Below are 24,531 nucleotides of genomic sequence, written 5' to 3'. Positions count from 1 at the left end.
GATAAGGCGATGTATGGGGTGAAAAGATCGCGAAGCGCTGACGGGAGCGCCCTGATGAACGCGCCGCGCCGCCCGGGGCGGGCCCCGGGCGGCGCGGCAAATGGGTCAACGCTCGTCAATGCTCGTCAACGCTCGGCGGTGCCGATCAGCGCTCTACAGCGAGCGCCTCACGGCAGCCCCCTCAGCGCTGGGTGCGCAGCAGCGTGCGCATGGTGCGCATGGCGACGGAGAGATTCGCCAGGTCGAAGGTCTCCGACCCCTGGATCTCGTCCAGCGTGGTGCGCGCCCGCTGCAGGATCGACGCGTTCTTCTCCTCCCACGCCTTGAACCGCTGCTCGGGCGTGGCACCCCCGTCGCCCGCCGACAGCACATCGGAGGTGAGGGCGGCGTGCGCCGCGTACAGCTCCTCGCGGATGGAGGCGCGGGCCATGGACTGCCACCGGTCGGCGCGCGGCAGGTCGATGATCCGGTCCATCAGCTGGCTGATCCGCAGCCGGTCGGCGAGGTCGTAGTACACCTCGGCGACGGACAGCGGCTCGTTGCCCGCCCGGTCGGCGATGGCGACGATGTCCAGCGTCGGGAAGGCGGAGGAGAAGCCCGCCACCCGCGAGGACAGGTCGTCCGGCACCCCGGCGGCGGTCAGCTCGTCGTGGATCTTCTGGTACCACTCCACATCCGCGCCGCGCAGCAGCTTGGACAGCTGGGAGCGGACCGCCGCGACCCGCTCACCGAAGAACTCGATGGTCTCGGCGAGCTCCAGCGGCTGCGGGCGGTTGCCGAGCAGCCAGCGGGTGCCGCGCTCGACCAGGCGCCGGGAGTGCAGCCGCATCCGGGTCTGGACCTCGGCCGGGACCTTGTTGTCGAGGGATTCGACCTCGTCCCAGACCTCCCCGAGCTCGAAGATCGCGCGCGCCGCGGTCTGGGCGCGCACCACCTCTTCGGTCGAGGCGCCGGTCTCCTCGCGCATCCGGTGCAGGAAGGTCGTACCGGCGGTGTTGACCGTGTCGTTGACCAGCACCGTGGTGACGATCTCCCGGCGCAGCGCATGGCCGTCGACGTGCTCGGAGAACTTCTGGCGCAGCGCCTGCGGGAAGTACGCGTGCAGCAGCCGCTGCAGATACGGGTCGTCCGGCAGGTCGGTGGTGATCAGCTCCTCGGCCACCGTGATCTTGATGTACGCGAGCAGCACGGCCAGTTCGGGCTGGGTCAGCCCGCGCCCGGCGGCCAGCCGCTCCCGGATCTGGCGGTCGGTGGGCAGGAACTCCAGCGAGCGGTCCAGACGCCCCTCGCGCCCCAGCCGGCGCATCACCCGCTGGTGGGCGTGGAGCAGGCTGGGGGCCTGGGCGACGGAGTTGGCGAGCGCGACGTTCTGGGCGTAGTTGTTGCGCAGCACCAGCGCGCCGACCTCGTCGGTCATCTCGGCCAGCAGCTTGTTGCGCTGCTTGACCGTCATATCGCCCTCGCGGACCAGCTCATTGAGCAGGATCTTGATGTTCACCTCGTGGTCGGAGGTGTCCACACCGGCGCTGTTGTCGATCGCGTCGGTGTTGATCCGCCCGCCGTTGAGCGCGAACTCGATCCGGCCCAGCTGGGTCAGACCCAGGTTGCCGCCCTCGCCGACGACCTTGACCCGCAGGTCCTGGCCGTCCACCCGAATGGCGTCGTTCGCCTTGTCGCCCACGTCGGCGTGCGACTCGGTGGAGGCCTTGACGTAGGTGCCGATACCGCCGTTCCACAGCAGGTCGACCGGGGCCTTGAGGATGGCCTTCATCAGATCGGCCGGGGTCATCTTGGCGACCCGCGACTCGATGCCGAGGGCCTTCCGCACCTGCGCGGTGATCGGGATGGCCTTGGCGGTACGCGGGTGGATGCCGCCGCCCTGCGAGAGCAGCGAGGCGTCGTAGTCGGCCCACGAGGAGCGCGGCAGCTCGAACAGGCGGCGGCGCTCGGCGTACGAGACCGCGCTGTCCGGGTTGGGGTCGAGGAAGATATGCCGGTGGTCGAAGGCCGCGACCAGCCGGATGTGCTCGCTGAGCAGCATGCCGTTGCCGAACACATCGCCGGACATGTCGCCGACGCCGACCACGGTGAAGTCCTCGGTCTGGCTGTCGTGGCCGAGCTCGCGGAAGTGCCGCTTGACGGACTCCCAGGCGCCGCGGGCCGTGATGCCCATGCCCTTGTGGTCGTAGCCGGCCGAACCGCCGGAGGCGAAGGCGTCACCGAGCCAGAACCCGTACGCCTGGGCGACCTCATTGGCGATATCGGAGAAGGTCGCGGTGCCCTTGTCGGCGGCGACGACCAGATAGGTGTCGTCGCCGTCGTGGCGGACGACGTCCTTGGGCGGCTGGACCTGACCGCCGACGTTGTTGTCGGTGATGTCGAGCAGACCGGAGATGAAGGTCTTGTAGCTGGCGATGCCCTCGGCCAGCCAGGCGTCCCGGTCGACGGCCGGGTCGGGCAGCCGCTTGCCGACGAAGCCGCCCTTGGCTCCCACCGGCACGATGACGGTGTTCTTCACCATCTGCGCCTTGACCAGGCCCAGGATCTCGGTACGGAAGTCCTCACGCCGGTCGGACCAGCGCAGACCGCCGCGCGCGACCTTGCCGAAGCGCAGATGCACACCCTCCACCCGCGGGGAGTAGACCCAGATCTCGTACGCCGGGCGCGGCGCGGGCAGATCCGGGATGGCCTGCGGGTCCAGCTTCATGGACAGGTAGGCGTGCGGCTGCCCGTCCTGGTTCTTCTGGAAGTGGTTGGTGCGCAGGGTGGCCTTGATGAGGGTGAGGAAGGAGCGCAGGATGCGGTCCTCGTCCAGCGAAGCCACCTGGTCCAGCGCCGCGTCCAGCTCCTCCAGCAGGGCGTCGGTCAGCTCGGTGCCGGCCCGCTGCCGCTCGGGCGACATCCGCGCCTCGAACAGACTCACCAGCAGCCGGGTGGTGTGCACATTCGTCCGGAGGGTGTCCTCCATGTACGACTGGCTGAAGGTGGACCCGGCCTGGCGCAGGTACTTCGCGTACGCGCGCAGCACCATCGCCTGCCGCCAGGTCAGCCCGGCGCCCAGCACCAGCTCGTTGAAGTTGTCGTTCTCCGCCTGCCCGGTCCACACCGCGGCGAACGCGTTCTGGAAGCGCTCGCGGGCGTCATCGGCCAGGCCGTCGCCGTCGTGGCGCGGCAGCCGCAGCCCGAAGTCGTAGATCCAGGCACTGGTCCGGTCCGAGCAGCGCAGCTCGTACGGGCGCTCGTCGACGACCTCGACGCCGAGCCGGGTGAGCACCGGCAGCACCGCGGACAGCGAGACCTGCTCGCCGACGCGGTAGATCTTGAAGCGGCGCTCGGCGGGCGCCGCCCCCACCGGTTCGTACAGGCTGACCGCGAAGTTCCGGTCGCTGTCCTGCAGCCGCTCCAGGTGCTGAAGGTCGGCGACCGCGCCGCGCGGCGAGTGGTCGGCCTTGTAGCCCTCGGGGAAGGCGTGCTGGTAGCGGCGGAGCAGCTCGGCGGCGCGCTCCTCGCCGACCTCGGAGGTCAGCGCCTCGGCGAAGCCGTCGGCCCAGGAGCGGGCGGCCTCCACCAACCGGGCCTCGATGCGCTCGACATCGGCGTCGGTCAGGTCCGGCAGCTCGGTGCCGGGCTGGACGCGGACCACGAAGTGCAGTCGGGAGAGCACCGATTCGGTGTGCAGGGCGGTGAAGTCGACCGGCACCCGGCCGTTCAGCTCCTCCAGCAGGATGTCGGTCAGCCGCAGCCGCACCTCGGTGGTGAAGCGGTCACGCGGCAGGTAGACCAGGGCGGAGTAGTAGCGCCCGTACTCGTCCTGACGCAGGAACAGCCGCAGCCGGCGGCGCTCCTGGAGGTAGAGCACGCTGGTCACGATGGACCGCAGTTGGTCGACCGGGGTCTGGAACAGCTCGTCGCGCGGGTACGTCTCCAGGATCTGCAGCAGATCCCGGCCGTCGTGGCTGTTGGGCTGGAACCCGGCGCCCTCCAGGACCTCCTCGACCTTGCGGCGGATCACCGGGACCCGGCGCACGGACTCGGTGTACGCGGCGGAGGAGAACAGGCCCAGGAAGCGCCGCTCGCCGATCACATTGCCCTTGGCGTCGAACTTCTTGACGCCGATGTAGTCCAGATACGAGGGGCGGTGGACGGTGGCGCGGCTGTTGGCCTTGGTGAGGACCAGCAGCTTGTGCTCGCGCGCCTTGGCGCGGGCGTCGGCCGGCAGCCGGTTGAACGACGGCGAGACGGGCCGCCCGGCGGTGCCGTCGGCGGCCGCCGGCAGCCCGGCGTGCGCGCTCTCGTCCGTGTCCCGGTGGTGCGGGTCGGAGCGCAGAATGCCGAGGCCGGTGCCGGGCACGGCGCTCAGCACGTCCTCCTCGCCACCGGCCTCGGTGGGCGCCTGCGTCAGCTCGTACTCGCGGAAGCCGATGAAGGTGAAGTGATCGTCGGCCAGCCAGCGCAGCAGCTCGCGGGCCTCCTCGATCTCCTGGGGGCGCACCTCGCCGGCCGTGGGCTCCTCGGGCAGGCCCTCGGCGATGCGCAGCGCCGCCTCACGCATCTTCTCCCAGTCCTCGACGGACTCGCGTACGTCGGAGAGCACGCGCAGCAGATCTGCGGTGATCTGCTTCAGGTCACCGCGGTCGGTCTCGCGGTCGATCTCGACATGGATCCAGGACTCGATCACCGCGTCGTGCGGCAGCTTCTCGGGCCGGCCGTCCGGGGCGACGTCCAGGACCTCGATCAGCTTCCCGGTGAGGTCGCGGCGGACCAGGATCTGCGGGTGGATGACGACGTGGATGCCGCGGCCCTGGCGCGTCAGGTCATTGGTGACGGAGTCGACCAGGAACGGCATGTCGTCGGTGACCACCTCGACCACGGAGTGGCTGCAGGTCCAGCCGTGCTCCTCGACGGTCGGGGTGTGCACCCGGACGTTCGCGGTACCCTGCGGGCGCGACTCGGCCAGGCGGTAGTGGGAAAGCGCGGCACCGAAGACGTCGACCGGGTCGCGGCCCGCGAGGTCTTCGGGTGGCGTGTGCTGGTAGTAGTGCTGAAGGTAGGCGGTCAGGGTCTCGGGGCCTGGTCCCTGTACCGGTTGCTGTCCCCCGGCAGGACTGCTCTCAGCTACCCGGGCGGCCCGTGTGAGCAGCTCGGCCTTGGCTTCGTCCAGCTTGGTCTGCATGTCCTCTGGCTCCTGTCGCGCGCCGTTGCGTGACATCGATAGCGGTGGCATGACGTCGCGACGCGGGATATCCGGTCTGGGACGACGATATGCCCGTGCGGGGGATGGCCGGGGCGGACTCGGCCGAAAGTGACCAAGGCCCCAGGCGGCACCGGTCAGCGGAGGCCCGAGCCCGGTGGAAGTCCGGGATCGGTGCGGGGGCCTCATCGCCCCCACGGCCTATCGCGCTGATCACGCAGTAAGGCTATCGCCCCACCCCAGGGGAGCGTCATGAGCCGTTCGTGTACAAAACCGGGCCTTGAAGTTTGACGTAATGGACAGCGACGCAGGTCGGGCGGGGCCTCTTGGCAAAGCCCGGCCGCGGGGGCACTGTGGCCGTATGCGGTGATTGGTGAGGCTTGTTCGACCGTCGGCGTGTCGTGTCCGGCACGCGGTGTGCCCGGTTGCGCTCGATGTGTGCTCGGCGTGTCGCATCCGGCGGTCGACGTGACCTGTTGACCTGTGGAGGTGGGCGGTTTGCCTGCGAAGATCCTGCTCGTGACCGGCGACGCGGCCGAATCCCTGGAAGTGCTCTACCCACTCCAGCGGCTGCGCGAGGAGGGCTACGAGGTCCATGTGGCGGCCCCGACCCGCAAGACGCTGCGGTTCGTCGTGCACGACTTCGAGGAGGGCTTCGACACATACACCGAGAAACCCGGCTACACCTGGCCCGCCGACCTCGCCTTCTCCGAGGTCGACCCCGGAGAGTACGCCGCCTTGGTGATCCCCGGCGGGCGGGCCCCCGAGTATCTGCGCAACGACCCCGAGCTCCGCAAGATCCTCAAGGCATTCTTCGACGCGGACAAGCCGGTGGCCCAGATCTGCCACGGACCGCTGCTGACGGCGGCGATCGGGGGGCTCGGCGGGCGCCGGGTCACCGCGTATCCGGCGCTGGAGCTGGACATGCAGTCGGCGGGGGCGGACTTCCAGGACGCGGAAGTGGTGGTCGACGGGACGCTGGTGTCCTCGCGGGCGTGGCCGGACCATCCGGCGTGGATGCGGGAGTTCCTCGCGGTGCTGCGGGCCAAGGCGTAGGGGAGCCGGGGCGTCCCTACGGCCGACCGGCGGGGGCTGAACCACTGGCCAACGGACCAACGGACCAACGGGCCGACGGACCAACGGGCCAACGGACCAACGGGCCGACGGGCCAACGGGCCAACTGCTCAGTCGACCAGCTGCCCGGCCTCGGCGACGGCCTCCTCCAGGCTGTCCACGACCGGCACGCCCGCGGCCAGCAGGCTGGCGCGGCTGTGCGAGCCTCCCGTGTACAGCACGGCACGGGCGCCCACGTGCCGCGCCGCGACGGCGTCGTCGACCGCGTCCCCGATCACCACGACGCGGTCCGGCGGCACGCCCTCCAGCGCGGCCACATGGCGCACCATCTGCTCCGCCTTGCCCGTGTCGCTCTGGCCGGTACGCCCGTCCATGCGCGTGAAGTGCGGCTCGATGCCGTGCGTACGCACCAGGGGGATCAGCCGCTCGTGCTCGGCCAGCGAGCACAGCGACTGGGTGAGCCCGGCCGCCTGCCAGTCGGCGAGCAACTGCTTGGCCCCGAGCGCCAGACCGGCCTCCTCGGCCAGGACCCAGTAGTGGCGGTGGAACGCCTCGTCCATGGCCTGCCACTCGTCGTCGGTGGGCAGCCGCCCCATCAGCCGCTCGTAGAAGCGCGGCACGGGGACGCAGTACAGCTCGCGGTAGCGCTCCATGGTGATCGGGGGCAGACCGATCTCGGCGAACGAGGCGTTCGTGGCCGAGATCACGGCGTCGATGTCGTGAAAGAGGGTGCCGTTCCAGTCCCAGACGATGTGCGTCACGTTCTTCCCCATCTCACGAACGTACCCAAGGGGCCTGACACGGATGACGGTCCCGCCCTGCCTCACCCGACAAGATCGGGAATCTCCTTGGCGTCGTACCAGAGCAGTTCGTGATCCTCGGCGCCGTCCACCGTGAACTGCGCGTCGTCGTCCCCGATGTCCGCCGCGCCCAGGGCCTCGGCCGCGGCGGCGACGTCCCGCTCGGCGTCGTCGGAGTCGACGTGCACCGCGGCGGCCTTGGCCAGCGGCACGGGGAGCGCGATCCGCACCTCCCCCAGGGAGGAGTGGTCAAGTCCGCGGTCCGGGTCCGCGACCGCGTCCGCGTCGGGCACGTCCACCGCCACCACGACCCGCCGCCGGGGCGCCTGCCGGTCGACCGCCAGCTGCCGCAGCGACGCCTGCGCGGCGCGGCTCAGCGCGGCGTACTCCAGCTCCTCGATGTCGTCGGAGACGTACCACTCGCGCAGCGCGGGAGTGACCCCGTAGGCGATCAGCGGGGCCGGGCCCAGTTCGCCTGCCTTGTGCGCCTCGGCGAGACCGGGGAGGGTCAGGGGGACGTAGACGCGCATGGCTGCTGCTTCCTGGAGTTCCTTGGAGTTCCTGAAGTTTCCTGTAGCTGCCAGCCAGCATACGTTCGCCACCCCCTCCCCGGGGCCCACCCGCGGGGAGCCGATGCCCTGTGCCCCCACGGCCCGCGCCCGGCCCCCGCAGTCCCCCATTGGGGGCAATCCCCGCCGCGCCCCACCACCCGTACGACTCCATGCCGCCCGGCACGCCGGGCGCCGGGCATCCGCCGCCGCTCTCTCCGCCGGGAGGGAGTCCGCCCTGGTCAGAACGGCCCCCGGACGGCCCGCCGGGAGCCGTACGGCCGGGCCGCGGAGGTATCCGGGCCCGGCCTCGGACGCCGAGCCACCCGGATAGGTGAACCCCACGGACCGGCCCGCACGGGGGCCGACGCTCCTTGCCGGTCCCGGAAGCGCACCGATAGAAGACTGCCGACCCAAGCTACTGCCCGGTATCTTCACCGGGCCCGGGAGAGCGGCGAGGCGCATGAACAGGACCCCCCGAACAACGTCCCCGATCACCGCCACGGAAGGCGACACAAAGCGCGACTCAAAGCGCGACACGAAGCGCGGCACGAAGCGCGGCACGGCGTCCAGGAGTGCCGGAAGCGCCCACCCCGGCACTGCGGCGCGCAGCGGGCCGCCACGGCGCCGTGACTCGCGACGGCCTGCGGGCCCCGGCCCCGCCTCGTACGCACCCGGGCCGGTTTCGCGTACGGCGGCCGTGACCGCCCGCCGAAGGGAGCGGGAGCGGCTGCCGCGCTACTGGTTCGCCAACCAGCTGCTGCTCACCCTGAGCGGCCAGCGCCCCGTCCACACACTGCTCGGCCACACGCTCCCGGCGGCGTACGACCGGCTGATCGAGCTCGCGCCCCAGGCGCCGCTGCGACCGCCGGGAGCCCGCGACAGCGCCCCCGTCGTACAGCGCTGCGGCGAGTACGAGCCGCGTCAGGGGGTCATCGAGGCGTTCGCCCGAATCGCCTGCGGCGACCGGCTGCGTGCGCTGGCCTTCCGCCTGGAACTCGGCTCCGACTCCCGCTGGCGCTGCGCCGCCATCGACATCGGCCCGACCGCCTAGGCCGTACCCGCAAAGGCCCCACAGCCCCGTCCTGGGGCCGCGGAGCGGCCCCAGGCCTCTCTGGTCCCGATCGCATGGCGGGGCGCCGGGAACCGCCCGCACAGCCCCACCACACAGCTGCCCCGCACGCACCCACCCACGCCGACGGGCCGGGACCCGCGCCATCCGCGCGGGTCCCGGCCCGTCCTGAGCCGAATCAGCTGTCAGCCACCCAGCCGGGTCACTTCTTGCGGCGGCGGCCGCCCTTGTTCGCCTTGCGCCGCTCCGCGCGCGTCATACCGTCCGACTCGGAGCGGGGCGCGGGGGGCGTGTCGCCGTTGGTGAAGTCGCCTTCGACGACGCCGCCCTCGCCGTCGACCGTCGGGGCGGAGAAGTGCAGCCGGTCCGGGCGCTGCGGGGCCTCCAGGCCCTTGGCGCGGATCTCGGGGCGGCCGTTGGGCGAACCGGCCGTCACGGCCGCGGGGACCGCGTCCTGGACGTCCTCGCCGGCCGCCACGGGCTGCTTCTCGCCCTCCTCGACCGGGACCTCCTCGACCTGCTGCTCGACCTGGACCTCCAGGTTGAACAGGTAGCCGACGGACTCCTCCTTGATGCCGTCCATCATGGCCTGGAACATGTCGAAGCCCTCGCGCTGGTACTCGACCAGCGGGTCCTTCTGGGCCATCGCGCGCAGGCCGATGCCCTCCTGGAGGTAGTCCATCTCGTAGAGGTGCTCGCGCCACTTGCGGTCCAGGACGGAAAGCACCACGCGCCGCTCCAGCTCGCGCATGATGTCGGAGCCCAGCTGCTCCTCGCGCGCGTCGTACTGCTCGTGGATGTCGTCCTTGACCGCCTCGGCGATGAAGTCGTCGGTCAGCCCGGCGCGGTCGCCGGACGCCTCCTCCAGGTCCTCGATGGTGACCTTGACCGGGTAGAGCTGCTTGAACGCGCCCCAGAGCCGGTCGAGGTCCCACTCCTCGGCGAAGCCTTCGGAGGTCTCGGCGCTGATGTAGGCGTCGATGGTGTCGTCCATGAAGTGGCGCACCTGCTCGTGCAGGTCCTCGCCCTCCAGGACGCGGCGGCGCTCGCCGTAGATGACCTCGCGCTGCCGGTTGAGCACCTCGTCGTACTTCAGAACGTTCTTACGGGTCTCGAAGTTCTGCTGCTCGACCTGCGACTGCGCGGAGGCGATCGCGCGGGTGACCATCTTGTTCTCGATCGGGACGTCGTCCGGAACGTTGGCCATGGCCATGACGCGCTCGACCATCTGGGCCTTGAACAGCCGCATCAGGTCGTCGCCGAGCGAGAGGTAGAAGCGGGACTCGCCGGGGTCGCCCTGGCGGCCGGAGCGGCCGCGCAGCTGGTTGTCGATGCGGCGGGACTCGTGGCGCTCGGTGCCCAGCACATACAGCCCGCCGAGCTCCTTGACCTCCTCGAATTCGGCCTTGACCGCGGCCTCGGCCTTCTCCAGCGCCGCGGGTAGCGCGGCGGCCCACTCCTCGGCGTGCTCGACCGGGTCGAGGCCGCGCTGGCGCAGCTCCGCCTCGGCGAGGTCGTCGGGGTTGCCGCCGAGCTTGATGTCGGTGCCGCGGCCGGCCATGTTCGTGGCGACGGTGACCGCGCCCCTGCGCCCGGCCTGGGCGACGATCGAAGCCTCACGGTCGTGCTGCTTCGCGTTGAGCACCTCGTGCGGCACACCGCGCTTGGCGAGCTGCTGGGAGAGGTACTCGGACTTCTCCACGGAGGTGGTGCCGACCAGGACCGGCTGGCCCTTCTCATGCTTCTCGACGATGTCCTCGACGACCGCGTCGAACTTGGCCACCTCGGTGCGGTAGATCAGGTCGGACTGGTCGAGGCGGGCGAGCGGGCGGTGGGTCGGGATCGGGACGACGCCGAGTTTGTAGATCTGGTGGAACTCGGCGGCCTCGGTCATCGCCGTACCGGTCATGCCGGAGAGCTTGCTGTAGAGGCGGAAGAAGTTCTGCAGGGTGATCGTGGCGAGGGTCTGGTTCTCGTCCTTGATCTCCACCGCTTCCTTCGCCTCGATCGCCTGGTGCATGCCCTCGTTGTAGCGGCGACCGGCGAGGATACGGCCGGTGTGCTCGTCGACGATCATGACTTCGCCGTCCATGACGACGTAGTCCTTGTCCTTCTTGAAGAGCTCCTTGGCCTTGATCGCGTTGTTGAGGTAGCCGACCAGCGGGGTGTTGACCGACTCGTACAGATTGTCGATCCCCAGCCAGTCCTCGACCTTCGTGACGCCCGACTCGTGGATGCCGACGGTGCGCTTCTTCTCGTCGACCTCGTAGTCGCCGGTCTCTTCCTCGCCCTTCTGCGGGTTCGCGGCCTCGCCCCTGGTCAGGCGGGTGACCAGCTTCGCGAAGTCGCCGTACCACTTCGTGGCCTGGTCGGCCGGGCCGGAGATGATCAGCGGCGTACGGGCCTCGTCGACGAGGATCGAGTCCACCTCGTCGACGACGGCGAAGTTGTGGCCGCGCTGCACCAGCTCGTCCTTCGACCACGCCATGTTGTCGCGCAGATAGTCGAAGCCGAACTCGTTGTTGGTGCCGTAGGTGATGTCGCACGCGTACTGCTCACGGCGCTGCGCGGGGGTCATATTGGCGAGGATGCAGCCGACCTCGAGGCCGAGGAACTTGTGCACCCGGCCCATCCACTCCGAGTCGCGCTCGGCCAGGTAGTCGTTCACCGTGATCAGGTGGACGCCCTTGCCGGACAGCGCGTTCAGATACGCGGGGAGCGTGCCGACGAGGGTCTTGCCCTCACCGGTCTTCATCTCGGCCACATACCCCAGGTGCAGCGCCGCGCCGCCCATCAGCTGGACGTCGTAGTGGCGCTGCCCGAGCACCCGCTTGGCCGCCTCGCGCACGGTGGCGAACGCCTCGGGCATCAGGTCGTCAAGGGTCTCGCCGTCGGCGTACCGCTCCTTGTACTCGTCGGTCAGGGCGCGGAGCTCGGCGTCGGAGAGGTTGACGAAGTCCTCTTCGATGGAATTGACCTGGTCCGCGATGCGGTGCAGCTTGCGCAGGATCTTTCCTTCGCCTGCACGCATGAGCTTGTTGAGGACGGACACGTAGGCTGACTCCTTGCCGGTCGGGCCTGGCACGGTCGGGTGCGCTGGCGCGGCATTATCAAGGGGCGCAGGCCCCGCCGCAACGGCCATCGTAAGACAGGACCCCACCACGCCGGGAGGTCCGTCACTACGAGGAACCGTTGTCACCTCTCTGCGTGAACGTACGAGGCACGCCGCAGGTGCCCCTGAACCGGGAAAACCGCTGCGTTCCTCCCGACCGCGGCTCACACTCTGGCCATGGAACCTGTCACCCTCACCACCGAGCGCCTGCTGCTGCGCCCCTTCCAGCCCTCCGACACCGACGCGGTCCACGCCGCCTGCCAGGATCCGGACATCCAGCGCTGGACCCCCGTGCCCGTCCCGTACCGGCGAGGGGACGCGGAGGAGTTCGTCCGGCGGATCTGCCCGCTGGAATGGCGGGACGACATCGGCTACCGCTTCGCCGTGGTGACCCGGGACGGCGGCGCGCTGGTCGGCGCCATGGCCCTGGTACGCCTGACCTGGCTGCGCACCGAGGAGCGCCAGGCGGAGCTGGGCTACTGGACGGTGCCGGAGCACCGGCGGCGCGGGTACACCGGCGAGGCGGCGCGGGCCGTGGTCGAGTGGGCCTTCACGGGGCTGGGGGTGGAGCGGCTGGAGTGGTGCGCCCAGGTCGGCAACGTAGGCTCGCGGGCGGTGGCGCTGGCGGCGGGGTTCCGGATGGAGGGCATCGACCGGGCGCGGATCGTCCACAACGGGACCCGGCGGGACGCCTGGCGAGCCGCGGTCCTGCCCTCGGACTGGGGGCTGCCCCAGGCGACGCCGTACCTGCCCGCGCCCGAGCAGAACGCGGAACCCGCCCGCGCCTGACCCGCGCCCGGCACATGGCACGCCCCGTCGCGGCCCTCGCTGTCAGTGGCGCCCTCTACGGTGTTCGGCATGACGATTGCAGCGTCCAAGTCCGCGTCCGGCCCCAAGGTCCCCAAGCCCGAGGTCACCCTGTCCGCCGACGAGGCGCGCCGGATCGCGCTGCGCGCCCAGGGGCTGCTCGGGGCGCCGGACCGGCGGGGCGGGGTGCGGGGGGTGCTGCGCCATCTGGGGGCGGTGCAGCTGGACACCATCTCGGTGCTGGCCCGCTCCCACGAGCTCATTCCGTACGCGCGGCTCGGCGCGGTCGGCCGGGCGGCGGTCGAGTCGGCGTACTGGACCGAGACCCATGCCTTCGAGTACTGGTCGCACGCCGCCTGTGTGCTGCCGATCGAGGAGTGGCCGTACTTCGCCTTCCGGCGCCGCGCCTACCGCGCCCGCCCGCACTGGTACCACGAGCTGCCGGACGGGGCGTACGAGACGGTCGTGAAGCGGCTGCGCGAGGACGGCCCGCTGACCGCGACGGAGCTGGGCGGGGCCAAGAACGGCGGCCCCTGGTGGGACTGGTCGGCGGCCAAGGTCGCCGTGGAGCGGGCGCTGATGTACGGCGAGGTGGTGTGCGTCGAGCGGCGCGGCTGGAAGCGGGTGTACGACCTGGCGGAGCGGGCTGTGCCGGACGTCCTGCGCCATGACGACCTGGACGACGCGGAGTGTCTGCGGCGGCTGGTGGGGCTCGCCGGGCAGGCCCTGGGGGTCGGCACCCGCGCGGATATCGCCGACTACCACCGGCTGAAGGCCGAGCAGGTGGACGCGGTGATCGCGGACTCGGGCCTGGTGCCAGTGACGGTGGCCGGCTGGGACAAGGCGGCCTGGGCGGACCCGGAGGCGCTGGCCGCCCCGGTGCGCGGCCGCCATCGCACGACCCTGCTGTCGCCCTTCGACTCCCTCATATGGGACCGCGCCCGCACCGAGCGGATCTTCGGCTTCACCCACCGGCTCGAGGCGTATGTGCCCAAGCCCAAGCGGATCCACGGCTATTTCGCCATGCCGCTGCTGTCCGGCGGGCGGCTGCTCGGCCGCGTCGATCCGGCCCGCGAGGGGAAGACCCTGGTGGCCCGGCAGGTGTCGCTGGAGGGGCCCAAGGCCGTGGCGCCCATGGCCCAGGCGCTGCTGGAGGCGGCCGGGTGGGTGGGGTGCGATTCCGTGCGGATCGAGCGCGTCGACCACCCGGAGCTCGCCGCCGCGCTCACGGCGGCGGTCTCCTGACCGCTCACCGGACCGCCGGCCTGACCGTGTCCTGGCCACCGGCCTGACCGTGTCGCGTCGGCCTGACCATGGCCCGGCCGCTCACCTGATCTCGAGGATCTTCTCCCGCATCGCATAGACCACGGCCTCCATCCGGGAGTGCAGCTGCAGCTTCTCCAGGATGTTGCGGACGTGGTTCTTCACCGTGTTCTCGCTGATGAACAGCTCCTTGGCGATGTCACGGTTGTTCATGCCCGTGGCCACCAACTTGAGCACCTCCAGCTCCCGGTCGGTGAGCCGGGGCGCGGGCACCAGCCGCCGCTCGTCGGTGCGCTGGATCATCGACTTGAACTCGGTGAGGAGCTTGGACGCCATCGACGGGCTTATCTGCGACTGCCCGTCGGCGACCGCCCGGATCGCGGTGGACACCTCGTCGGTCGAGATCTCCTTGAGCAGATAGCCGGTGGCGCCCGCCTTGATCGCGTCGTACAGGTCCGCCTCCTCGTCGCTGATCGTCAGCATGATGATCTTCGCGCTCGGCGCGACCTCCTTGATGGAGGTGCATGCCTCGATGCCGCCGCGCTTGGGCATCCGCACATCCATCAGCACGATGTCCGGCAGCAGATCGGCCGCCTTGTCCACCGCCTCGGCGCCGTCCCCCGCCTCGCCGACGACCTGGATGTCCTCCTCCTGGGCCAGGACGATCTCCAGGCCGCGCCGGAAAAGCGCATGGTCGTCCACCACGAGGACCCGGATCGGCTCCTTGCGCGGCTCACCGCGCGGCTCGACCCTGTCCCGTGCGACGCCGTGGTCATCGCCGTCGGTCGCGGGCCCGAAGCTGTCCGCCATCGTTCCTCCCCCTGAAGGCCATGGCCCCTGCTGTCCGCACTTGGCTGTGCATGGTGCTATACGGCGGCGACAACCGGTCTTCTCGATATGAGGGTTGGCCGCTGAGCCATGATTTCATGCCTGGCGGACGCTGTGGTGCCGCCGTGGTCGCACGGAGGTGCCCCGGGGGCGCATGGGTGCTCGGGGGCATCACGCCAGATGCGACCACGGACCACAGCGGGACCGTGCGGCACGCCCGCCGCACGGTCCCGTCCGTCCTGATCAGCCTCCCAGCGCGCCACCGGCGCCGCCGGGCTCCTCCCCGATGAACGCCTCGGGCTTGAGGTGGATGACCCCGTAGTCATAGCCATGGCGTCGGTAGACGACGCTGGGCTGGCCGGTGTCGGAGTCGACGAACAGATAGAAGTCGTGCCCGACCAACTCCATCTCATAGAGCGCCTGGTCGAGCGTCATGGGGGCGGCGGCGTGGGTCTTCTCCCGGACCACCAGGGGACCTTCGCCCTGGACCTCCAGCGGCCCCATCCTCGTGGTGGGGACGGCTTCCGACGTGCGCTGGGCGGCGATTTCCCCATGACCGTTGATACGGGCCGCGTTCGGCACCGTCACGGCCACGTCGCTGGCGGGAATGCGGCCGTTGCCACGGCGCGTGTGGCGCTTGTCGTGCTGTTTGCGCATACGCGCCTCCAGCTTGCCGGCTGCCAGGTCAAGCGCTGCGTACGGATCGGCAGCCGCGGCCTCCGCCCGGATCACCGGACCACGGGAACGGAGGGTGATCTCCACTCGGTCGCAGCGGTCGGCCTGCCGGGGGTTGTGTTCCTTGGACACCTCGACGTCGAGGCTGATCACCTTGCCGTCGAGCTTCTGGATCTTGTCCAGCTTCAGCTTCTCGGCCACGTGCTTCCGGAACCGCTCGGGCACCTCTGTTTTACGGCCCTTGACGACGATGTCCACGCAGAACTCCGTTCCCGGGTCGCTCCGTCAAAGTCGGAGCTCATCCGTTGTGCACTGGGCTCCGGAATTTCTCCGGAGCTTGCTGCCTGGCGGCTTTCACCCCCTCCTCCCCGATGGCCAAGATCGCCACCCCTTCTTGTCATTAAAAGCGAAAAGGCACACGAAGCACGCCAAGCGGATAATGCGAGCTATTGCGCTCGCCGTTCCTCACAACCGAACATAGCTCGCCCGGCCGGAAGTCGGCACCCCCTACCGGCACGTACCTCCGATCAGGTGTTTACGTCCGCTTATCATCAGCAACGATGGGCGTTCGTATTCAGTTCCACTTGGTGATGGCACCGCGATCTTGGACCACGAGCGCGGGGCGCACGTGGTGTTCGAGGGCGGGGCGCCCAAGGTGATCGAGGGCGGGGCACCCATGGCGAACGCGCGGGGCGCGGCCGCCACGACGGCGGCGCCGACGATCGGGCCGCCCGCGGCCCGCACCGCCCGCGCGGCCTCCGCAAGCGACGCTCCCGTGGTCATCAGATCGTCCACCAGCACCACCGGGCCCTCCGCCAACAGCCGCCCGCAGCCTGGCGCCGCGCCCAACGCCCCGGTGAGATTTTCCAGCCGGCGCCGCGCGTCCAGCCCCGCCTGATCGGTCACCGCCCGCAGCTGTCGCAGGACCGGCAGCACCCGCGCGGGCCGCCCGCCGCGCCGCAGCACCCCCGCCGCCGCCAGCGCGATGCGCCGGGCCGGATCATGGCCGCGCGCCGCGACCGCCCGCCGCGCCGAGGGCACCGGCACCAGCAGCAGCGGCCGCCACGAGCGGTGACGGGCATGGAGATGGGGATACGGATGGGGATGGGGATGGGGACAGGCCGCGTTCACCGCCGACGCCAGCGCCTCGCCCAGCGCCGCCGCCAGCCGCAGCTCTCCCCGCTCCTTGTGCGCGAGCAGCACCGCTCTGGCCTCGTCCTCGTAGGCCACCGCCGCATGGACGGGCGGCAGCCCCGGCGGGGACGGGCTGGGCCGCACCGGCCGCGCCCCGGCCCCGCACAGCGCCGCGCGGCACCGCCCGCACAGCGCACCGCCCGACCGGCCGCATCCCGCGCAGCCGGTCGGCAGCACCAGTCCGGCGATCTCCCGACTCCACATCCACATGGGCCCACTGTCGCGTCACCCTCACGGCCCCGCCACTCCTGTGGACAACCCTGTGGATAACTGCGTGCCAACCACGGTGTGGCCGCGCCCATCCGGGTGAACGCGCCCCCATCCTGTTGACAGCCATCCTGTTGACAGCCGACCGGTCGACGCCCAGTCGGCTCGGAGACGGAGGCGGAGGGCGCGGAGGAGGCGGACCGTTACCCCGGATACACCGGAAGCGACCCCTCCTTGGCCACGGTCTTCCAGTCCGTATTCGGCGGCAGCCGCACGATCCCGTCGTTCGTCGTCTCGGCGATCAACGGCCGGTTCGGCCCCTCGAAGGCCGCGACCGACTCCACCCCGTTCGGCCCGGGTACGGCCGGGACATCCGCCGGCGAGCCGTCCGTCTCGACATACTGCAGCCGCTGCACCCCGCCCGACTCACGGCCCGCGACCACCAGCCGACTGCCCCCGGCCCATGAAACGGCGTCCACGTCCTCCAGCCGCGGAGAGACCGAGTGCAGCCCCCGCACCGACAACTTGGGAGCTTCCTCGCCGCCCCACCGCTCGACGCGGCCGAGCCGCAGCGTCGTATGCCCGGCGCGTTTGACCAGCATCGCGATCCGGGTGCCGTCCGCGGACATCCGCAGCGCCGTGATCACGCCGCCGTTCAGATCCGGCAGCTGGACCTCGTCCGCCTGCTCCTCGCCCTCGCGCAGCCGCAGCAGCTTGGGTTGCTGTGGATTGCGGTCGGCGACCCACAGGCCGCCGAGGCCGTCCCAGCTCGGCGCCGACAGCCCGTGCTCCGCGCTGCCGCCCTGGCTGCGCAGCCTCGCCTTGCCGAGCTGGACGCCGGACCTGAGCTCGGTCACATACAGCGAGCGGCCGTCCTTGGTGACCCCCGCGGCAAGCCGCTCGTCGCGGGACACCGCCACCGACCCGAGGCCGACGCCGTCCTCACCGAACGGCCCCGGCACGGCCTGCGGCTGCCGCGCGTCGTCGGACAGCCGGACCACCCGGTGGTCGGCGTCCACGAAGTACTGATGGTCGCCCCGGCCGATGACCCCCTCCGGAGCGAAGGAGCGCGCGGCGTCGCGTGACAGCGTGCACAGTTCCGCGCCGTCCTGCCGCTCCAGCCGCACGCTGCGGATCTCCGACGCCGACTGCCCCAGTCCTTGGACCGTGAACAGCAGCTGGGCCGCCATACGGGCGCAGCGCGCCTGGCCCACATGCGCCGCGCGGTCGCTCAGCCGCACCTTCAGCGCGTTCGAATCGTCCGGCGTCACCTTCTCGTCCCGGCCGCCCAGCTCCGTACCCGAGGGGAAGGAGGTGCTGACCACCGGGTCGAGCCAGCTCGTCGGCCCGTCCAGGAGGGCCTTCACGGCCGCGGTGACCGGGTCGACGCCCTGCCGCAGATAGACCGGGTCGGCGACCAGCACACCCTGCCCCGCCCGCGAGTTCCCGGCGTCCGGGCCCAGCTCGGCGAAGTAGTACTTGTTGACCGACTCATACATGCGCTGGAAGTCGGGCTCGCCCAGCACAAGGCCGCGCGGCAGCCGGTCGATCCGCCACTCCGACCCCACCTTCGACAGATGGACGCGCTCCACGTAATCGCCCTCAGAGGGCCGGTACGCGTGCGTGGCGTCCACCGTGGCGATCCGCTTGCCGGAGAGCACCACGGTCCTCCCGTCGCTGTCCCGGTCTCCCGGATCGGCCTCCACCCGCACCTCCGGCGCCTGTGCGAGCACCGTGGTGGCGGCCAAGGGGGCCCACTGCCGTGCGGCGCCCTTGGTCAGGTACTCCTTGGCCGTGGCCAGGTTCCCCTCGTCGCTGGTCGTCGCCTCCAGGAAGCCGTTGACGAGCTCGGTGGGCTGCTCGCCCTTGCCCGGACTCACCCCGTACACCTGCACCCGCGTATCGACGTCCGTACGCGGCGAGGAGTCCACCCGGCGCACATCCCCGCTGTCGGGCATCGAGGCGCAGCCGGAGAGCAGCAGCGCGCCGCAGGCGAGCAGCGCGGGCGCGCCCGGCAGCCGGCGCGTGCGGCGGAGGCGGTAGCGGTCAGCGCCCACGGGGGCGGCCCTCCCGTTCGGTCGGTGTCGTGTGTGCCGTATCGGCCGCCGTATCAGCCGCCGTGTCGACCGCACCCGGCCGCGGGCCCGGCGTAGCCGGCGTGCCTCGGGCCGCGCCCCGGGGCACCACGCGGGCGCCGTTGCCCGGCAGCGCGGTGGGGTCGGCCGTCGGCGTGGGCAGGCCCGTGCCGCCGGGGAGCCGCGGCAGGTCGGCGCCGGACAGCGCGGACTTCGGCTGCGCAGGTACCGCCGCCAGCCGCTCCCCCGCGCCCTCGTGCGAAGCCGCCCCCGGAGCCCCGGTGACCTGCGCCTTTGCACCCCGCCCCGACGCCAGGTTGCGCCGGGAGTCCTCGGGCTCCAGCGGGATGGGCGAGCCGCGCAGCGAGTCGCCCGCCGTACGCGGCAGGGTCAGCCGGAACTGCGAACCGCCGCCGGGCTCGCCCCACGCCTGCAGCCAGCCGCCGTGCAGCCGTGCGTCCTCCACCGCGATCGACAGGCCGAGGCCCGTGCCGCCCGTCGTACGGGCACGGGCCGGATCGGCCCGCCAGAAGCGGTTGAAGACGCGGGTCGCCTCGCCCGGCTTGAGCCCGACGCCGTAGTCGCGCACCGCGACCGCGACCGCCCCGCCCGCCGCGGCCAGCCGCACGATCACATCCCGGCCCTCGCCGTGCTCCACGGCGTTGACCACGAGATTGCGCAGCACCCGCTCCACCCGCCGGGCGTCCGCCTCCGCCATCACCGGCTGCTCGGCGCCCCGCACCACGATCCGGGTGCCCTTGGCCTCGGCAAGCGGCTCGGCCCCGTCGACCACCCGGGTCACCACATCGCGCAGATCGATCGGCTCGGCCTCCAGAGCGGCCGCGCCCGCGTCGAACCGGCTGATCTCCAGCAGGTCCGACAGCAGCGACTCGAACCGGTCGACCTGGCCCCACAGCAGCTCGGCTGAGCGCGCCGTGATCGGGTCGAAGTCCTCGCGCGCGTCATGGATGACATCCGCCGCCATCCGTACGGTCGTCAGCGGCGTCCGCAGCTCATGGGAGACGTCCGAGACGAAGCGGCGCTGCATCCGGGACAGCTCCTCCAGTTGCATGATCTTGACCTGGAGGTTCTGCGCCATCTTGTTGAACGACTCGCCGAGCCGCGCGATGTCGTCCTCGCCGGTGACCTTCATCCGCTCCTGCAGCAGACCGGCCGCCAGCCGCTCCGAGATCCCGGCCGCCATCCGTACCGGCGTGACCACCTGCCGGACCACCACCCAGGCGATGGCGCCGAGCAGCACCACCACGAAGACCCCGGCCGTCGCCAGCGTCCCCTTCACCAGGCTGAGCGACTTCTCCTCCTGCGTGAACGGGAAGAGGTAGTAGAGCTGGTAGGGATCGCCGCGGTTGTCGTTGAGCCGCTTGCCGATGATCAGCGCGGCCTCGGAGTCCTTGGAGCTGTTGTGCAGGATCCGGCCGTACTGCTCGTACGGCGTGGTGCGCGCGTCGTCCACCTTCTTGCGCAGCTCGGCCGGGACGCTGTCCTGCTTGACGTCGCCGGAGACGCGCGCCCCACGGCTGACGACGCGGGGCGTGTCGCCCGAGGCGGAGCTGAGCGCCACCACCGAGTACGCGCCCTTGCCGCCGCTGGCAAGCTGCGTCACCAGCTCGTTCAGCCAGCTGCCGGCGTCCTGGCCGCCCCGGCCACGGGCGTCGGCCCCGTCGCCGTTACGGGTGTCTCTGTTGCGGTCGGCCATCTGCTCGGCGACCTGGAACCCACCGGCGGCCTGCCCCTGCGCCGCATGCCGCTTGGCGTCCAGCAGCCCGTTGCGCACCTGCCCGATGACGACCAGGCCGAGCAGCAGCACCACACCGAGCGACATCAGCAGGGTGGTCGCGACCACCCGCAGCTGGATATTGCGCCGCCACAGCCGGGCAGCGGGCAGCAGCGGACGGCGCACCCACCGCCCGAACAGCCGGATCAACGGATGCGCGGGGCCGCCCGACGCCCCGTCCGGCAGCAGCTGCCCACCGCTCCACAACCGCCGCAGCAGCGGAATCTCACCCGCCGGGTCGACGGGCCGCCCCGGACGCGCACTCTCCGGGGCTCCACCCGCCGGTCTGCCGGCAGGCGGAGCCGAGCCGACCTCCGGCATCTCAGCTGGGCCCGGCCTTGTAGCCGACGCCGCGCACGGTCACCACGATCTCCGGCCGCTCCGGGTCCTTCTCGACCTTCGAGCGCAGCCGCTGCACATGCACATTGACCAGCCGGGTGTCGGCGGCATGCCGATAGCCCCACACCTGCTCGAGCAGCACCTCACGGGTGAAGACCTGCCACGGCTTGCGCGCCAGCGCGACCAGCAGATCGAACTCCAGCGGCGTCAGCGCTATCGACTGGCCGTCCCGCTTCACCGAGTGGCCGGCCACATCGATCACCAGATCCCCGATGGCCAGCTGCTCCGGCGCCGGTTCCTCCGACCGCCGCAGCCGCGCGCGAATCCGCGCCACCAGCTCCTTGGGCTTGAACGGCTTGACGATGTAGTCATCCGCCCCGGACTCAAGACCGACCACCACATCGACCGTGTCGCTCTTCGCGGTCAGCATGACGATCGGCACCCCGGACTCGGCCCGGATCAGCCGGCACACCTCGATGCCGTCCCTCCCGGGGAGCATCAGATCGAGGAGCACCAGATCCGGTTTGGTCTCGCGGAAAGCGGCGAGAGCCTTGTCGCCGTCCGACACGAACGACGGTTCAAAGCCTTCGCCACGCAGCACGATGCCGAGCATCTCTGCCAGTGCGGTGTCGTCGTCGACGACAAGGACGCGTCCCTTCATATCGACATCATCCCATTACCCGATCGTGACCTGGCGCACAGCTCCGCGATACCGTCCGCGGTGACCGGCGAGACGGCCCCCGCCTCGGTGACGATGGCCGTCACCAACTCCGGTGGTGTGACGTCGAAAGCCGGGTTGTAGGCCTGCGTGCCCAGCGGCGCGACGGGTATCCCGGTGCCTGCTTGCGCCCCCGCCGCCGGAGCATAGGGCACTGTGATGTCTGTCACTTCATGCCCCGGGCGCTGCTCGACCTCGATCGACGCGCCGTCCGCGGTGGCCAGGTCCAGCGTGGTGGTCGGCGCCACGACGACGAACGGCACATGGTGGTAGCGGGCCAGCACCGCGAGCGGATAGCTGCCGACCTTGTTGGCCACCGAGCCGTCCGCGGCTATCCGGTCCGCGCCGATCAGAACCGCGTCGACCTCTCCCGCAGCGAACAGCGAACCCGCCGCGTTGTCGGTGAGCAGCGTGTACGCCATGCCCGCGCGGGCCGCCTCATACGCGGTCAGCCGCGCGCCCTGCAGCAGCGGGCGGGTCTCGTCCACCCATAGCCGCCGCAGCTGCCCGGCCCGGTGCACCGCCGCGGCCACGGCCAGGGCGGTGCCCCCGCCGCCGGAGACCAGCGCGCCGGTGTTGCAGTGGGTCAGGATGCGGTAGCCACCCGCGGGCAGCAACTCGTCGAGGAGAGCCAGGCCGTGCTCGGCCATCCGCTCGCTGGCCTCGGCGTCCTCCCGGTGCAGCGCGCGGGCCTCGGCCAGGGCCGCGGCCGCGGCCCCCTCGGCGTCCGCCCCGCCCTTCGCTGCCGCGTGGTACGCGGCGGCGGCGCGGCGCACCCCGTAGCCGAGGTTGACGGCCGTCGGGCGGGCGTGCGCCAGCGATTCGGCGGCCTCGTCCACATCGAAACCGCGCACCGCGGCGAGGGCGACGCCATAGGCCCCGGCGATACCGAGCAGCGGAGCGCCCCGTACGGCCAGCGAACGGATCGCCTCCACCAGCACCGGTACGTCGGTGCACACCAACTCGACCTCTTCGGCGGGAAGTCGCGTCTGGTCCAGGATCACCAGCACGGGACCTTCCGGCGGTTCCTCCCAGCGCAGGGCGAGCGCGGCGGGCGATACGTCGGCGCCCCGGTCCACTGAGTGCTGATCAGCCATTGGTCCAGTCTGCCCTCTGCGGCCCCAAGTATTGAAGGCCCCAGCATTTGGAGGCCCCAAGTATTGAAACGTCCGCCACGCCCGACGCCCACCGTCCGGCCACGTCCACCATGGCACGATGACTGCCAACCTGCCGCCGCCGCGCACTCGCGACAGCCCGGCGGCCGCCCTTCGCCCTTACGGGACCGACCTCATGGAGCGACAATGAACGACTCTCCGGGCTGGGCACCGCCCGGACCGTCCCCCACCGATGAACCACAGCAGCCGGCGCAGGGCCCGACAGGACAGAGCCCGGGCCCTGTCCTGCCCGACCAGCCTGGACCGGACCGCGCTACGGCAGAAAGCCCCACGGCGGACGGCCCTGCGACGAACGGGTGTACGGCGGACGGGACCGCTGCGGACAGGACTGCTGCGGACAGGACTGCTGCGGATCAGGTGGCGGCGGACCGACCCTCATGGGGCGCGAAGTGGGCGGAGCGGCAACCACCCGCAGGGCACTGGACAGCACACCCCGGCGGCGTCCCCGAGCCACCGCCCGCCCCTCCGCCGGGCCCCGCGGGCCCGGGCGGTTCGGCAGGCCCTGCCTCGTACGGAAGTTGGGGGGCCGGCTGGACTCCCCCGCCGCCCGCACCGCGGCCCGGTGTCATCCCGCTACGGCCCCTGAGCGTCGGCGAAATCCTCGACGGGGCGGTGTCCACCCTCCGCACCCACTGGCGGCCGGTGCTCGGCGTGTCCCTTGCCGTCGCCCTCGTCACCCAGGCCGTGACCACGGTCGCCACGGGACTGTGGTTCCAGGACACGAACGGACTCGACTCGCTCGAGAACGACCCGAATCCGAGCGTACGAGAGGCCCTGGACGCCCTCGGCCACGCTCTGCAGGGCAGTGCCGTCCCCTTGGCGGCCGGAGTCCTCGGCACGATGGTCACCACGGCCCTGCTGACGATCGTGATCGGCCGGGCCGTACTGGGACGGTCCGTGTCGCCCGGCGAGGTGTGGCGCGATGCCCGCCCGCGCCTGCTCCAGCTGTGCGGCCTGCTGCTCCTGTTGCCCGGACTCGTGGCCGCCACCTTCGCCGCCGGCCTGGCGCCGGGACTTCTGCTCGTCGCCGTCGGCGCGGACGGCGAAGGCGCGGCGCTGGCCCTGCTGGGCGGGCTCGGCGCGACAGCCGCCGCCCTGTGGCTCTGGATTCGCTACAGCCTCGCCGCGCCCGCCCTGATGCTGGAGAAGCAAGGGCTCAGCGCGGCCATGCGCCGCTCGGCCAAGCTCGTGGGCGGCGCGTGGTGGCGAGTGCTCGGCATCCAGCTCCTCGCGCTACTCATCGCCTTCGTCCTCTCCGCCATCGTCGAGATCCCGACCAGCATCGTCGGAATGGCCATCGGCGGCGACAATGCGATGGACTGGCTTTCCGGCGAATCCGTCTCCGTCAGCTGGACGTTTCTGGTGGTCATCGGAGTCGGCGGGGTCCTCGCCTCAACCATCACCTTGCCGATCAGCGCGGGTGTCGTCGCGCTCCTTTACGTGGACCAGCGCATCCGCCGCGAAGCCCTCGACCTCGAGCTCACCCACGCCGCCGAGATCCGGGGCGACGAAAAATAAAAAAGCCTCGGTCCTGGGTATCTTTCGATACCCAGGACCGAGGCTAAAGATTGTTCGGCGGTGTCCTACTCTCCCACAGGGTCCCCCCTGCAGTACCATCGGCGCTGAAAGGCTTAGCTTCCGGGTTCGGAATGTAACCG

At 71.1% G+C, this 24,531-nt stretch carries 16 protein-coding genes and 1 rRNA gene; 5 read left to right on the top strand and 12 right to left on the bottom strand.

The features are described from left to right. Positions 1–181: 181 nt before the first annotated feature. Entirely contained in the window at positions 182–5,173 is a 4,992-nt protein-coding gene (locus ACH4U7_RS42000) for an NAD-glutamate dehydrogenase (protein ID WP_398533061.1), read from the bottom strand. Positions 5,174–5,689: 516 nt separating this feature from the next. Between ACH4U7_RS42000 and ACH4U7_RS41995 the strand changes: the two genes are divergently transcribed. Next, the gene (locus ACH4U7_RS41995) at positions 5,690–6,247 is read left to right on the top strand and encodes a DJ-1/PfpI family protein (protein WP_398533060.1); all 558 of its coding nucleotides are present in this window, start codon (positions 5,690–5,692) and stop codon (positions 6,245–6,247) included. Between the two features lie 128 nt (positions 6,248–6,375). Here ACH4U7_RS41995 and ACH4U7_RS41990 read toward each other — a convergent pair whose 3' ends face one another. After that, positions 6,376–7,038 (bottom strand): HAD family hydrolase, encoded by a 663-nt coding sequence (locus ACH4U7_RS41990; protein WP_398533059.1) that lies wholly within the window; start codon positions 7,036–7,038, stop codon positions 6,376–6,378. Between the two features lie 50 nt (positions 7,039–7,088). Further along, a complete protein-coding gene (locus tag ACH4U7_RS41985) occupies positions 7,089–7,595 on the bottom strand; it encodes a DUF6912 family protein (RefSeq protein ID WP_089510726.1) in 507 nt (168 codons plus the stop codon). A gap of 718 nt (positions 7,596–8,313) precedes the next feature. Between ACH4U7_RS41985 and ACH4U7_RS41980 the strand changes: the two genes are divergently transcribed. Next, positions 8,314–8,667: an Rv3235 family protein gene (locus tag ACH4U7_RS41980; RefSeq protein ID WP_398533058.1), complete on the top strand. Its 354-nt coding sequence runs from the start codon at positions 8,314–8,316 to the stop codon at positions 8,665–8,667. Positions 8,668–8,887: 220 nt separating this feature from the next. Here the strand turns inward: ACH4U7_RS41980 and secA are convergent, their stop codons facing one another. Then, entirely contained in the window at positions 8,888–11,737 is a 2,850-nt protein-coding gene (gene secA / locus ACH4U7_RS41975) for a preprotein translocase subunit SecA (RefSeq protein WP_398533057.1), read from the bottom strand. A gap of 237 nt (positions 11,738–11,974) precedes the next feature. Between secA and ACH4U7_RS41970 the strand changes: the two genes are divergently transcribed. Then, positions 11,975–12,586: a GNAT family N-acetyltransferase gene (locus ACH4U7_RS41970; RefSeq protein ID WP_398533056.1), complete on the top strand. Its 612-nt coding sequence runs from the start codon at positions 11,975–11,977 to the stop codon at positions 12,584–12,586. Between the two features lie 69 nt (positions 12,587–12,655). Further along, positions 12,656–13,849 carry a winged helix-turn-helix domain-containing protein gene (locus tag ACH4U7_RS41965; RefSeq protein ID WP_398533055.1) on the top strand — a complete coding sequence of 398 codons (1,194 nt, stop codon included), beginning with the start codon at positions 12,656–12,658 and terminating at the stop codon, positions 13,847–13,849. Between the two features lie 81 nt (positions 13,850–13,930). Here ACH4U7_RS41965 and ACH4U7_RS41960 read toward each other — a convergent pair whose 3' ends face one another. From ACH4U7_RS41960 to mtnA, 7 genes are all read right to left on the bottom strand, one after another. Continuing rightward, positions 13,931–14,677, bottom strand: a complete 747-nt coding sequence (locus tag ACH4U7_RS41960; RefSeq protein WP_398533054.1) for a response regulator — start codon at positions 14,675–14,677, stop codon at positions 13,931–13,933. 261 nt (positions 14,678–14,938) lie between these two features. After that, the gene (gene hpf, locus ACH4U7_RS41955) at positions 14,939–15,628 is read right to left on the bottom strand and encodes a ribosome hibernation-promoting factor, HPF/YfiA family (protein WP_398533053.1); all 690 of its coding nucleotides are present in this window, start codon (positions 15,626–15,628) and stop codon (positions 14,939–14,941) included. A gap of 249 nt (positions 15,629–15,877) precedes the next feature. Then, a complete protein-coding gene (locus ACH4U7_RS41950) occupies positions 15,878–16,774 on the bottom strand; it encodes a ComF family protein (protein ID WP_398533052.1) in 897 nt (298 codons plus the stop codon). Between the two features lie 200 nt (positions 16,775–16,974). Next, complete coding sequence (locus ACH4U7_RS41945; RefSeq protein ID WP_398533051.1) at positions 16,975–18,828, bottom strand: LpqB family beta-propeller domain-containing protein; 1,854 nt, start codon at positions 18,826–18,828, stop codon at positions 16,975–16,977. Continuing rightward, positions 18,818–20,962, bottom strand: a complete 2,145-nt coding sequence (mtrB, locus tag ACH4U7_RS41940) for an MtrAB system histidine kinase MtrB (protein ID WP_398533050.1) — start codon at positions 20,960–20,962, stop codon at positions 18,818–18,820. The genes ACH4U7_RS41945 and mtrB overlap by 11 nt, the downstream gene beginning before the upstream one ends. Before the next feature lies 1 nt (position 20,963). Beyond that, a complete protein-coding gene (gene mtrA / locus ACH4U7_RS41935; protein ID WP_014061181.1) occupies positions 20,964–21,641 on the bottom strand; it encodes a two-component system response regulator MtrA in 678 nt (225 codons plus the stop codon). Then, on the bottom strand, positions 21,638–22,795 hold the full coding sequence (gene mtnA / locus ACH4U7_RS41930) for an S-methyl-5-thioribose-1-phosphate isomerase (protein WP_398533049.1): 1,158 nt from the start codon (positions 22,793–22,795) through the stop codon (positions 21,638–21,640). The genes mtrA and mtnA overlap by 4 nt, the downstream gene beginning before the upstream one ends. A 690-nt stretch (positions 22,796–23,485) precedes the next feature. Here mtnA and ACH4U7_RS41925 point away from each other — a divergent pair. Beyond that, positions 23,486–24,391 (top strand): glycerophosphoryl diester phosphodiesterase membrane domain-containing protein, encoded by a 906-nt coding sequence (locus ACH4U7_RS41925; RefSeq protein ID WP_398533048.1) that lies wholly within the window; start codon positions 23,486–23,488, stop codon positions 24,389–24,391. A 52-nt stretch (positions 24,392–24,443) separates the two neighbouring features. Here the strand turns inward: ACH4U7_RS41925 and rrf are convergent. Beyond that, positions 24,444–24,531 (bottom strand): 5S ribosomal RNA (rrf, locus tag ACH4U7_RS41920); the annotation flags it as partial.

Origin of the sequence: Streptomyces sp. NPDC020845 (assembly GCF_044334165.1) — a bacterium.
Lineage (GTDB): Bacteria > Actinomycetota > Actinomycetes > Streptomycetales > Streptomycetaceae > Streptomyces.
The sequence above is the reverse complement of the archived record's forward strand: the minus strand, read 5'-3'. Positions and strand labels throughout refer to the sequence as shown.

What these genes read in the sequence shown, in the direction of transcription:
- ACH4U7_RS41985 (WP_089510726.1), bottom strand. Translation starts at nt 7,595, where the DNA reads ATGCGCGTCTACGTCCCCCTGACCCTCCCCGGTCTCGCCGAGGCGCAC.
- mtnA (WP_398533049.1), bottom strand. Translation starts at nt 22,795, where the DNA reads ATGGCTGATCAGCACTCAGTGGACCGGGGCGCCGACGTATCGCCCGCC.
- ACH4U7_RS41990 (WP_398533059.1), bottom strand. Translation starts at nt 7,038, where the DNA reads ATGGGGAAGAACGTGACGCACATCGTCTGGGACTGGAACGGCACCCTC.
- ACH4U7_RS41960 (WP_398533054.1), bottom strand. Translation starts at nt 14,677, where the DNA reads ATGGCGGACAGCTTCGGGCCCGCGACCGACGGCGATGACCACGGCGTC.
- ACH4U7_RS41950 (WP_398533052.1), bottom strand. Translation starts at nt 16,774, where the DNA reads ATGTGGATGTGGAGTCGGGAGATCGCCGGACTGGTGCTGCCGACCGGC.
- mtrB (WP_398533050.1), bottom strand. Translation starts at nt 20,962, where the DNA reads ATGCCGGAGGTCGGCTCGGCTCCGCCTGCCGGCAGACCGGCGGGTGGA.
- ACH4U7_RS41970 (WP_398533056.1), top strand. Translation starts at nt 11,975, where the DNA reads ATGGAACCTGTCACCCTCACCACCGAGCGCCTGCTGCTGCGCCCCTTC.
- ACH4U7_RS41965 (WP_398533055.1), top strand. Translation starts at nt 12,656, where the DNA reads ATGACGATTGCAGCGTCCAAGTCCGCGTCCGGCCCCAAGGTCCCCAAG.
- ACH4U7_RS42000 (WP_398533061.1), bottom strand. Translation starts at nt 5,173, where the DNA reads ATGCAGACCAAGCTGGACGAAGCCAAGGCCGAGCTGCTCACACGGGCC.
- mtrA (WP_014061181.1), bottom strand. Translation starts at nt 21,641, where the DNA reads ATGAAGGGACGCGTCCTTGTCGTCGACGACGACACCGCACTGGCAGAG.